Source organism: Parabacteroides sp. FAFU027 (assembly GCF_022808675.1).
Classification (GTDB): domain Bacteria; phylum Bacteroidota; class Bacteroidia; order Bacteroidales; family UBA7332; genus CAXXIC01.
This window is the reverse complement of record NZ_JAKZKV010000001.1, coordinates 771,526-784,190: the sequence shown is the minus strand read 5'-3', so window position 1 is coordinate 784,190 and position 12,665 is coordinate 771,526. Positions and strand designations below refer to the sequence as shown.

General features: G+C 40.3%; 5 protein-coding genes. All 5 read left to right on the top strand.

The features are described from left to right. The 5 genes from MLE17_RS03360 (at nucleotide 1) to MLE17_RS03340 (ending at nucleotide 11,855) form a co-directional block, all read left to right on the top strand. Nucleotides 1-1,008: a phosphatase PAP2 family protein gene (locus MLE17_RS03360; protein WP_243347041.1), complete on the top strand. Its 1,008-nt coding sequence runs from the start codon at nucleotides 1-3 to the stop codon at nucleotides 1,006-1,008. A gap of 351 nt (nucleotides 1,009-1,359) precedes the next feature. After that, nucleotides 1,360-4,365 (top strand): protein translocase subunit SecDF, encoded by a 3,006-nt coding sequence (secDF, locus tag MLE17_RS03355; protein WP_243347038.1) that lies wholly within the window; start codon nucleotides 1,360-1,362, stop codon nucleotides 4,363-4,365. Nucleotides 4,366-4,646: 281 nt separating this feature from the next. After that, nucleotides 4,647-8,213, top strand: coding sequence for a hypothetical protein (locus tag MLE17_RS03350; protein ID WP_243347036.1), 3,567 nt, complete (start codon nucleotides 4,647-4,649; stop codon nucleotides 8,211-8,213). A gap of 360 nt (nucleotides 8,214-8,573) precedes the next feature. After that, on the top strand, nucleotides 8,574-10,442 hold the full coding sequence (locus MLE17_RS03345; protein WP_243347034.1) for a P-loop NTPase fold protein: 1,869 nt from the start codon (nucleotides 8,574-8,576) through the stop codon (nucleotides 10,440-10,442). Nucleotides 10,443-11,099: 657 nt separating this feature from the next. Beyond that, nucleotides 11,100-11,855, top strand: coding sequence for a DUF6261 family protein (locus tag MLE17_RS03340; RefSeq protein ID WP_243347033.1), 756 nt, complete (start codon nucleotides 11,100-11,102; stop codon nucleotides 11,853-11,855). Nucleotides 11,856-12,665: the final 810 nt, after the last annotated feature.

Here is a 12,665-nt window from a genome sequence, read left to right as displayed (position 1 = left end):
ATGGCTAACAGACTCCCTATCCGATTTCTTGCAGTTGAGAAAATCACATTTGCATATATCCTTTTTACTACCATCCTTATTCTTAGTGTGATGGGCCGATTGGCCAATCCGCTTGAACTGGTGGGATTGCGCCTGATGATTGCTGTGACCATTTTTATCCTCGCTTACTTCAATTCGCTTCGTCACTGGTGGGTAGTTAAGCTGGCAAGATACGCTTTTGTAGGGGCTTTGCTTTCCTTTTGGTATCCCGATACCTATGAGATAAACCGGGCACTGATTAACCATGACTATTTATTGGCGGGGTGGGAGCAGATGATTTTTGGGTGTCAGCCGGCTTTGTTGTTTCGGCAGGCAATTCCGCAGCACTGGTTTAGTGAGTTGGTTAATATGGGCTATTTTGCCTATTATCCGATTATTCTCGGCTCTAGCCTCTATTTCTTTTTTTTCGGGAAAAAGCATTTCGAGCACTTCTTTTTTGTAGTACTTTGCTCATTTTACATTTACTACATCATCTATATTCTGTTTCCGACTGCCGGTCCACAGTATTATTTCCCCGCGATAGGACTTGAAAATGTACATGCCGGAATCTTCCCTGAAGTGGGACGCTATTTTAATTACCATTCTACTTTAAATGAGACGGCTAATAATTCGGGTATCTTTTTTAAGATGGTTGAACATACACAACAGGTGGGAGAACGTCCTACCGCTGCGTTTCCGAGCTCTCATGTCGGTATTTCAACCCTGATTTTACTTCTGATCTGGCGTAAGCGTCGCTATAGGTTGCTGGCAGCCATTATACCTTTTTATATTTGCCTGGTAATGGCAACGGTTTACATTGAAGCTCATTATCTGATCGATGTGATTGCCGGATTGATTACAGCCGGGTTATTTTATTACCTGAGCAATGTGTTATTCGTCTATTTTAACAAAAGGTATCACGGATTGATGGAGCATGCTGAGTTTTTCGAAAAGAGAAAACCGTACTGGAAAACGAAAAGCATTGAGTAAAATATAGTTTGCGGGAAACAATCCGGATTTCAGAATTAGTTGTCAGAATAAATAAGCTTTTCTATTTAATCAAATGGCCGGTTTCTTATTTTGGGTTTTGCTAACTGACAGAAATTCTGATGTATATCGTGTTCGCATGAACAAACCGTACAATTTGCTCTCATTTTTATAGGGAGAACGGAAAAAACATCTATATTTGCAAGCTAATTTAACACTAACCATGGGGTGTAGTTAGTTTTAGATGCTCGTTTTTTCCATTGTTTTGATGGTTTACGATAACTAAATCTAATGTGGTACTCCCGATGAATAGCGTAAAATAATTATTAACCAAACAATAAATGTGATTTTCAAATGTTAAACAGAGGATTCGTAAGAGTATTTTCGGTATTGCTTACCTTAGTCTGCTTATTCTACCTCTCTTTTTCGGTGGTAACGCATCATTATGCCAAACAGGCAGAAGAGGCATCTCACGGAGACAGAGTAAAAATGAGCCAGTATATTGACTCGCTTTCTTCTCAGAAAGTGTGGTTGGGCTATACCTTGAAAGAATGCCGTGAAATGGAAATTAATTTGGGTCTTGACCTGAAAGGTGGTATGAACGTTATTCTGGAACTTAATGTTGCAGATGTATTGAAATCGTTCTCCGGTTACAATCAGGATGAGAATTTCAACAAGGCCCTGGCGGCAGCATCTGCCCGCCAAATGAAAGAACAGGGTAACTATATTGACTTCTTTGCTCAGGAGTACAAGAAGTTGGAGCCAAATGCACGATTGGCAGCATTGTTTAGTTTCCAGTTTAAAGATAAAATCTCGACTACCAGCTCGGATGCAGAAGTAATCAAAGTTCTGAAAACCGAGCTTGAAAGTGCAATCAGCAACTCTTTCAACGTACTTCGTACCCGTATCGACCGCTTTGGTGTGGTTGCGCCGAACATTCAGCGTCTGGAGCAGGATGGTCGTATCCTGGTCGAGCTTCCGGGTGTTAAAGAGCCGGAACGTGTGCGCAAACTGCTTCAGGGTAGCGCTAACCTCGAATTCTGGACAACATACAATCTGGAAGAGGTTTACCAAAACCTGATGACTGCGAATAACGTTATCCGTGACCTCAAGAAATCGAAAAAAGGAGCTGTAGCTGAAGTAACAGATTCAACTAAAGTTTCAGCCGATTCGACTAAAACAGCTTCAGCTGACACTACGGGGACTTCTGAAAAAGCACTTTTGGCAAAAATCAAAAGTAAAGCACAAGGTCAGGGAGCCGGAGAACAAGCTGCAGGTAAAAACGACAAAGATATTAAAGCTCAATATCCTTTGCTCTCTTTGATGAGCATGCAGGGATTGCAGCCCAAAAGTCCGGTTGTTGGTATCGCTCACTACCGTGACACAGCTCAGATCGGAGCATTCCTTCGTATGAAAGCGGTTCGTGACGTAATGCCACGTAACGTTCAGTTCCGTTGGACTGTTAAAGCTATTGATAAGAATGAGCAATTCTATCAACTGGTAGCTATCAAGGTAATTAACCGTAACGGTAAAGCACCTTTGAGTGGCGATGTGGTAACTGATGCAAATGCAGACTTCGAGCAACATGGCGCTAACGCCAGCGTAAGCATGACTATGGATGCTGAAGGAGCTAAAGAATGGGCTCGTCTGACTAAAGAGAATATCGGCAAATCAATTGCAATTGTTCTTGATAATTATGTATATTCTTTCCCTCGCGTGAACGATGAAATCACTGGTGGACGTTCCTCAATTACCGGAAACTTTACACCGGATGAAGCAAAAGACTTGGCAAACGTATTGAAGTCAGGTAAAATGGCTGCTTCCGTGAGAATCGTACAGGAAGATATCGTAGGTCCTTCTTTGGGTAAAGAAGCTATTCATAATGGATTGCTTTCTTGCGGTATTGCCTTGCTGTTGATCTTTATTTATATGATCAGTGTCTATGGAGTTATTCCTGGATTGATTGCAAATGCAGCACTGATTGTGAACCTCTTCTTTACTATGGGTATTCTGGCGTCCTTCCAGTCAGTACTGACTCTGTCAGGTATTGCCGGTTTGGTATTGGCGCTGGCAATTGCTGTGGATGCGAACGTACTTATCTACGAACGAACTAAAGAAGAGATGCGTGGAGGAAAACCGGTTCGCAAAGCCGTAGAAGAAGGATACAAACATGCTTTTGCTGCTATCTTTGACTCGAACTTAACTTCGATCATTACGGGTATTATCCTGTTCTACTTCGGTACAGGTGTAATTAAAGGATTTGCGACAACAACCATTATCGGTATCGTCTGTTCATTCTTTACCTCTGTGTTCCTGACTCGTTTGATGTACGAAAGTGCATTTGCTAAAGGTAAATTCAATGACCTGACCTTTACAACCAAGGCTTTCAAAAATATCTTTGTAAATCCGACTTACAAATGGGTTGCAGTTCGTAAGAAAGGTTATATGGCTTCAGCTATCCTTGGATTAGTTATTGTGGCTTCATTCGTTTTCAATGGATTGAAACCGGGTATTGACTTTACAGGTGGTCGTAACTATATTATTCGTTTTGATAAACCGGTAGAAACTGCTAAAATCACAGACGATCTGAAACCTTTCTTTGGTGATTACGCTGTTGGAGCTATCACGATTGGTTCAAGCAACCAGATACGTGTAACAACCAACTACCGTATAGCAGAGAATGATCCTGCAATTGACACAGAGATTAACCAGAAGTTCTATCAGGGACTCAAACCTTTATTGCCAGCCGGAACGACAATGGAGCAATTTGTTTCTAATAATATCGTAAGTTCTCAAAAGGTAGGTCCTGCAATTGCTAAGGATATTCTTCAGGGAGCGATCTGGGCAGTATTCTTTGCGGTGATTGCAATGGGTATTTATATCTTTGTCCGTTTCCGTGATATGGCATTTAGTGTGGGTACGATTGCATCATTGCTTCACGATACATTAATTATTGTCGGTGTGTACTCGTTCTTCTATAAGATTGTACCGTTCTCTATGGATGTGGACCAGTCGTTTATCGCTGCGGTGTTGACCGTAATCGGTTATTCTGTAAATGACACGGTGATCATCTTTGACCGTATCCGTGAGATTATGCACAACTATCCGAAACGTGACCTGAAACGACTGATGGATGACTCATTGAACTCGACTCTGTCTCGTACCATGAGTACTTCATTATGTACGTCGATCGTATTGCTTTGTATCTTCATCCTTGGTGGTGATACCATCCGAAGCTTTACCTTTGCGATGTTTATCGGGGTGGTAATCGGTACATATTCTACATTCTTCATTGCGATGCCGGTGGCTTACGAAATGATGAAACGTAAACATAAAAAACAGGAAGTAGAAGGCGCTTAATCAGCCCGGCTTAACTGAATTTATTTTCTACTATATAGAGAGCATTCTGCAAAGGATGCTCTCTTTTTTTTGACCTGATTTTAATCATCACCTATTTGAATGATTTTTAGACACGTTTCCTTTCGGTAGAACTTATTTTTGTACTATCCTAAATTGGGGGAGTTTATTTTAGCTATAACCTTATTACCATGTAATTCATTGATAAAAACAGAAATGCTATTATCCATTCCCTCTAAAGAGAAATTCATCCCTTTTGAAATAAAACCCTGTAAAATAAATCTATGAGAAAACTAAAGTTACTTTTTGTGATGGCTTTTGTCGTTCTGGCGGCAAATGCACAAACGATTGTAGGGGGTACCGAAGATCAGGTATCGTCGCCAACAGAAGGCGTTATTAATTCCAGCTTTGTCAGCGAAACGAACATGAAAGGAGACCTGCTGCAAATGCTGGCCAACTTCATGACTTATGTGAAAAACGATTATATAGATGCCGCTGCAACTAATAGTGCAGGAGAAGCTTGCGGTTATTTTAAAGGTGAAAATAGTGCGGGAAGTAATGAGCAAGGTGTAAGACCTAATGCTGATCTTTCCATGATCTGTGCATTTTTGTACAAATACGGAAAAGATAAAGTGACACTGCCCACCGGTGTAACCTGGGACGATGTGAATAATATGGCAAGAAAGAGTTTGATATTTGCTTATTCTACCCATAAGGCCAATAAATTGAAAACCTGTGCGGCCGGTGATTACTGGGGATCTACCAGCACTTCCGATTACGTCTGGGAAAGTTCATTATGGTCCATGTCGGTTGCCTATTCTGCCTTTTTTCAATACGATCAGCTGACAGCTGCACAGAAACAATATGTGTATAATCTGGTAAAATCAGAATGTAACTATGAGTTGACCCGCACTATCCCTACCGGTTTCTCCGGTGATACAAAAGCAGAAGAGAATGGTTGGGAAACCAATATTCTGGCTTGTGCTTTGGGCTTATATCCGAATGATGCTTTGGCTTCGCAGTGGTATGATCGTTTGCGAGCATTTGCCATTAACTGTTATTCTCAGTTTACTGATGTCTCAGATGTGACCGTTATCGATCCGGAGTACAATACGAAGACTGTGAAAGATCTCTATTTAGGAAAAAACCTTTATGACGATTACACACTTCAGAATCACAACTATTTCCATACCTCTTACCAGAATGTGGTGATGCAGGAGTTGGGTGAAAGTGCATTAGCCCTGAAAATGTTCCAGAACGGAATTGCAGGTACTGAGAAATGGAAAACAAATGCCCTGATGCACAACAACCAGAATGTAATGGATAAAGTGCTCAACAAACTTGCCCTTGCTGATGGTGAGTTGGCTATGCCAAACGGCAATGACTGGAGTTTGTTCCTGTATGACCAGATAACTTCATATTCAACGATAGCCTGTTTCCTGAAAGACCCGAATGCGTTGATGCTGGAAAATGTGGCGTATAAAAATATCAAAGCCAGACAAGGAACAACTACCGATGGCAGCTGGTTGTTGCGTGCAGATGTAGGCGCACGTCGTATGGGGGTTCAGGCTCACCGTGTAATGATGAGCTGGCTGATGCACGAAATGGCATCCACTGCTGATGTAACTCCAACGAACTGGACTGACTTCAGAAAGAATCATGACGCAGCTGAAGTGTTTACTTCACAAAATATCGTAAGAGCCAATACAAAAGATCGTTTTACCTGTTTTTCCTGGAGCAGCGGTATCAGTAGCTACACCGGATATTTTACTCAGAATTGTCCGGACAAAAATAAAATCGTGGTTCCGTACAAAGCCAATAACACCGGTAATATCCTGGGTTGGTACACCGTGAGTGGAAAAGCGACCAATGCAGCACCTGTAACAAGCGGCATTTACAATCTCCAAGGCAACAGCTACACCATGAACGGCGTAATTAATACCAACGATGTTTCATTGACCAATAACTTCGCTCTTTATTCTACTCCGGGGAATGCGTTGATCTATCTGGATTATGTAAAAGCCAACAGTGCGGTAACGATTACCGGAGCCAGAGGTGGATTGCTTGCAATCAGTACGGATGACCTGACCAAAGTGAAACGAACAATCTATCATCAGAACGGACGCTATCAAACAGATGGTGCAACGACAGTTCCTTTTGCCACTTCATGGGCAAACATTGACAACCAGATCGGTATTGTAACACCCGGAAATAGCAGCATGGCTTTTGGTGACAGGGCTGCAAATAACTCTATCAATACTACAAATTTTTATCCGTTGTATAGTGCCGCCAGTAGAACAGTGGCTAGTGGAGATGTCGTTGATCGTCGTCAATTGATTTATTACAGCGGAGTTAGCGCCGATAAAACCAAAGAACTGGCAGCTAACACTATTGTGCTGAAAGATTCACTTCCGACAGGATGGAACGGGGTTATTGCAACAGATCCGGACAGTGTACGATATATGTTGGTCAGTAACTTTGTCGGTGCTACAACGGCTGATATGAAACCAATCAGATTATCCGAAGGTGCGCCGGTATTCTCTGTTCCGACCGATATTTCAGGAGGAAAGTCAACTGCTCATTTTAGCCTCGCAACATCCAGAAGTGTAGGTAATGCTCTAAGGGTGTTTGTTACATCGGGTGACATCACCGCTCAGCAAACTGCAGATTCAATCAGTGCATTGCTGATTAATACAACAGCTTCACCAAAAACGATCGGGGTAATGATTATCACGGGTCAGGGTAAAATCACTGGTAACATTGATGTTCCGGCTAATAGCCGCGTCGTAGTAACCGCTAAAAATGGAGAATTGCTAGCTTCGAATGCACCGGTACCGCAGACTCCCAGCAATGACATCACCGTTCTTGCGCTGAAAAATGCCAGCTTCGATGCATCACCGGTAACCTACAACGTGGCGGGAACATTAAATACAAGTGCGGTAAACATGTGGACCGGAGCGGGCTGGACCAGCGCGTATGCCTACAATGTGACCGACTGGACCAACCGCAGTATCGTTTCATCCAATTCAACATTTACAGCAACCTACGCTTTGGGATCATCGGCAACTTTCAATAGTATAGCAGTTCCAAAGACAGATAAAAGCGGCAGCAGTGCCGGAGCCTGCTTAGGTGCATCATCCGGATGGGGTTCCGGTAATGCAGTGCAATTTACCCAGAAAGTGCTATTGCCTGCCGGTAATTACAAAATGAATTACGATGCGTATAACGGCAACACCAGTGCAACTACCCTTCTTGCTAATTTAAACGGCTTTCGTAACGGCTCTGCGACCTATTATGACCCAACGACCACTATCGCGGCATCTGCATGGATAACCTCTTCTGCCAGCGCCTATTTTGCAACACCTACTCAGTGTGAGGTAAGTGTAGGTGCGAGCTGTTCAAGTGGGGGGTCGGGAGCCGGTCCCAAATTATTTTTAGACAATGTCCGTATCCTGACCGACCAGAGTGTGGAGAGTGTAGAAAGCTTTTATTGGGGCATGGCCAGGGACAGCGCACAGGCGGCGATGAATCGTTATCCGACCGTTACAAGCGGTGATTTGTATAACAATCTTCAAACGGCTTTACAGCAGATCTACACTACGATAACAGAATGTGCCACAGCCATACAGACGCTTAAGGATGCAACAGCTAAATTTCTGGCGGGAGCAGGTATTATCAATGGCGTAAATTCGGTAAATGTGAATGGCCTTGAAGATACTCCCCAGACTGTGTACAATGTCTATGGTCAGATGATAGGTTCGAGAAAGTATACAAAAGCAGAAGCTTTGAAAAGCCTTAATAATGGCATATATATCATCGGTCATGAAAAAGTAATTATTCTTTCAAAATGAAGATTCTCATTGCTTGTTTGAATATAGATTGACTCAAACTTATCTATAGGCTACAAGTGTGGACGGAATAATAGAGCCGTTTTGGTGGTGTTCTATTGTTTTTTGATGGTGAGAGCCGCAGCGTGAGTTGCGGCTCTTTTGCTTTTTATGAATGAGCACGGAATGTAGTAAAAGGTTTCTAGTTATTGGAATCGATTCTCAAAACCGTTGTTATGGTTGTGTGCGGTAGAATGTGTTAGGTAGATGTGGCTTTTTATTTTTCGGATTGTGTGGATTCCGGAAGTATTGATTTTTGATAACAATAATCGTAAATTTGGAGAGTATAACCACGTATTCAAGATTTAATCCAAATCAACTATTATGCAGCAACTAGATGATATCCTTAAGTTTTATCTCAGCTCTGACACCAATCACGCATTGATGATTACAGGTGAATGGGGAACAGGAAAGACATTCTATTTTAAAAACACACTTCATTGTCAAATATCAGATACATCTGTTTATTGTAACCAAACAAAGAAATATAAGCCCATTCATATTTCTTTGTTTGGCTTAAAATCGGTAGAACAGATACAGTCAGAAATATTTCTTTCAATTTATCCTTTGCTAAAGAATAAAGCTGTAAAGCTAGGTGCAAGTATTTTTAAATCATTGATTAAGGGGATTTCAAAGTTGAAGCAATTAGATGGATGTTATGAAATAGCTTCTGATATTGAAATAAAAAAAGAGGAATGGATAAGTTTTGATGAGCTGGTAATTTGTTTTGATGATCTTGAGCGAATTAGTGAGTCGTTAAAACTTGAAGAGTTTATCGGTTTTGTGAACTCATTAGTAGAGAATGAGAATGTGAAGATACTGATTATAGCAAATGAAGGTAAAATTGATCACGAGAGATACCATGTTCTAAAAGAAAAAGTTATAGGTAATTGTATTGAGTTTGTTCAGGATTTGAATGCAATCTATGACAGTATTATTTCTGCTAAGTTTGAAGGATCTCCAAAATATAAATCTTTTCTGGAAACCCATAAAGACTATATTCTTAAAGTCTTTTCTCCGTATTCTACCAATCTGAGAACACTCATTTTTGCGCTCTCGTATTTTCAAAGTATATTCTCTAAATTTGAAATCAATATTGATAAGCAGCACATTCTTAGATCAAAAGAGAAGGAGATAATGGAGGCTTTGCTCAAATTTACTATTGTAATTTCTATTGAATACAAAGAAGGAAAAATAACTTATCAAAGACGAAATGATTTGGATTCAGATGGAATTCATATGGTTTTGGGCAGGATAATGTATAATGGAATACAAAATGAACAAGTCGAAGAAGTTGAAAAGGAGAAAACATATTGTGAGATGTTTATCCAAAGATTTTATTCCGATTTAGATTATCATTTCTATGATTCTGTTTATAGTTTTCTGACAGGAGGTGAAATTTTCTCTTTTAATAAACTGAGAAAAGAATTGGAAGAGAAATACAATATTTTAGACGATAAAATATTACCTCAATATGAGCTCTTTAATATGCTGAGTTACCCTTCGGTTTTCTCAATATCAGATGCCGATTATAAGAATTTAGTCATCGAGTTAATGAAATATGTTGATTTAGGTGCGTATAATATAAAAGATTATCTTACTGTTTTTTATTTCGCTTCTACTTTTGGTAATCCAATAGGATATAATTTAGATAGACTAGAGAAACGTGTAATTAATGGAGTAAAGAGATATAAAAATGAATATGTGCCAAATTTGAATGTATTCTTAAGTATTGATGATCAAGCGCAAAATAAAGAAAGACTGCATCGAATAAGGGCTGTTGCTTTAGAAATTAATCAAAGGCTTGAAGAAAAACAATTAAAACTTGAGGCCAAACGATTGGAAGAGTTGTGTTATACGGATTTTTATGCATTCAAGCAAGAACTGTTTAACAATCAAATATTACTTTCTGGAGTGAGAATTCTGTATAAGCCGATTTTGTCATATTTCAGCCCAGATAAGTTTTATAGATTATTTCTTAATGCTGACAATCATATGCGATATGAGATTCGTCTATTTTTACTTAGCCGTTACTATGAAGTTCCACCAGAACTAATTCTGGCAGAAAGAGATTTCCTTACTATACTTAAAAATAAGATTGATCGTAAAAGTAAGTCCTTGGAGAAAAAAGGAATAGGTTACTATTTGTTTGAAAAGTTCCAAAAAGAGTTGCATGATAAAATAGAGTCTTAACATTGACTTATTTGTGAGTATTATAGGAATTAAATATTTGTCCTTGATTCCAAAGTTCCAACCCTCAGAAAGGATTACGCTATTCTCCCCGGAAACTCAGTTTCCAGCTCCCCCTCACCACCCCCTGGAAACTCAGTTTCCAGCCCCAACCGAGGTCGGTTCTTGTCAGAAACTCAGTTTCCAGGCAGAACTGACCTCGGTTCTTATCAGAAACTGAGTTTCCGGGCAGAACCGAGCTCCGTTCTCGTTAGAAACTCAGTTTCCAGGTAGAACTGAGCCTGGTTCTTGTTGGAAACTGAGTTTCCAGGTCAAACTGACCTCAGTCCTGATTGGAAACTGAGTTTCCGGCAATTATTCCTGATTTTTCATTACGAAAAAACGTGCGAAAGAGTCTGGTTGAGACAGAGAGTACATCCAATGAAGCATTCTCTTGCTAAAAAGCAGGAATCTCTTTGTGGAGGCATTATGCAAGGATTCCCGCACTGTCGTTTAAGTCTGTAAATGGGGTCTTATGTACTGTTATATTGAGGTTGATTGTTGTTTGGAGTGATTCTAAATGTTTAATTTGTGGTTAAATTATTCCCCTTTGTGTGTTTAATGTTTCAAATAAAATTCCCAAATTGAGCCACGTATTTTACCACATTAAAACTTTTCTTTATGAAGTATCAACTAGAACCACTCCGCTTGGCGGGTCTGCCTAACCTCGATGCCGGGCAGCTTATCAGACGGCACCTGAGCGATATCGCAACGCTCGATCCGGCTCTGATTACCAACGAGCCGTTAAAAGATTACCTCACCCGCTTAAACGCCAGTGAGGCAACTTATGAAAAAGCACTGTTACAGGTGCAAGTCAATGAAGAGTCAGCTAAAATCGCAGCAGCCGATGGTAGCCGTGATAAGTCAGTATCGGTTATCATATCGGCCATCAGCCTGCATTCCAAATCGGATGATGCGGCTGAAGTGGAGGCAGCACACAGTCTCTCTATCCTGATGAATACCTACAAAGGAATTACGGAAGAGAAGTATGAGGCTGAGAGTCTGGGATTGGATAAAATGGTTGAAGCGTTGGAGAGTGACGCGTACAAGGCGAAAGTCGAATTGTTGGGCATGGGCCGTTACGTGACCCGTGTGAAAGAGACCAATGAGGCATTCAAGTCATTGTTTGGCAATCGACTGGTAGTGGAAGCCGCCACGGTGTCATACAATGCCAAGCTGCTGCGCAAGGAGTTATACTCCCTCTATAACGAGACGACGCAATACATCGTGTCGATGGACAATGCACTGGATACCCCGGAATTTGTCAAAGTGCTGGAGTTGATCAATGAAGCCCGCAGTTATTATGCCAATCAGCTGGCACGTAGCCAGGGCGTGAAAGACAAAGCGACAGAAGAAGCTAAGGGAAGCGTGAATTGATAATTAGCTAAGATAACTTTTCAAAGTTTCAAACTCTGGAAAAATTACGATAGTTGCTAAACCTCCAAGGTTTCTAAAACCCTGGAGGTTTTTCATGTAACATCAGGCTCAGTTTTTCAATTTCTATCCATCCGACAAGCGGCCTGAAGCCGCTGTTCGGTGTGTGCCAGCAATCTTGAAGATTATTTCTTAGGATCAGAGCTGGCAGTTTAGAAACTGTATTAATTTTGAGTCCAGGTTCCCGTTGTGCTCAAACTTGACCCAGGCACTGAGTGCTGATTCGGAAGATTTGAAAATGAGAGACATTATAACACCATAAATAATATGATAAGAAGTGTAAATAGAAACGATAGACGTTTCTCTAATATTTCATCGTTTATAGATTCAATAGTGATATGTTTAATCATTTCGGCTATTATTAGCTTGTTTCTTAATAGCCTATTATTATGGTTGTTTAGCTTTGTAATAATGGGATATATAAGTTCTCTTTTCACTCTGAATATCTTTACTCTAAATGATGATTATATCGAGGTCTGTTATCCTCTTCGTTTATTTAATCGAAAAAGAAGAATAGATTATATGATTATCAGAAGTGTTGTTTATTGCCCAGTTGTAAGGTATAGAGGTGCAGTAATAGGTTTATTAACTACATCAGATAGGATTAATTATTCCAATTCATTTTCTTGTTTTAGACCAAGACGAATTATGAGTGTTTTGAAATATTTACAATTGAAAGGGCTTAAAATAGATATAAGAAGTGATTCAGAAAGGGACAATACTATTTTGGATAAATAATTGAGGTGTATCTAG

Excerpts from the sequence above, each read along its gene's own strand:
- MLE17_RS03360 (WP_243347041.1), top strand. The coding sequence starts at position 1 with ATGGCTAACAGACTCCCTATCCGATTTCTTGCAGTTGAGAAAATCACA.
- secDF (WP_243347038.1), top strand. The coding sequence starts at position 1,360 with ATGTTAAACAGAGGATTCGTAAGAGTATTTTCGGTATTGCTTACCTTA.
- MLE17_RS03350 (WP_243347036.1), top strand. The coding sequence starts at position 4,647 with ATGAGAAAACTAAAGTTACTTTTTGTGATGGCTTTTGTCGTTCTGGCG.
- MLE17_RS03345 (WP_243347034.1), top strand. The coding sequence starts at position 8,574 with ATGCAGCAACTAGATGATATCCTTAAGTTTTATCTCAGCTCTGACACC.
- MLE17_RS03340 (WP_243347033.1), top strand. The coding sequence starts at position 11,100 with ATGAAGTATCAACTAGAACCACTCCGCTTGGCGGGTCTGCCTAACCTC.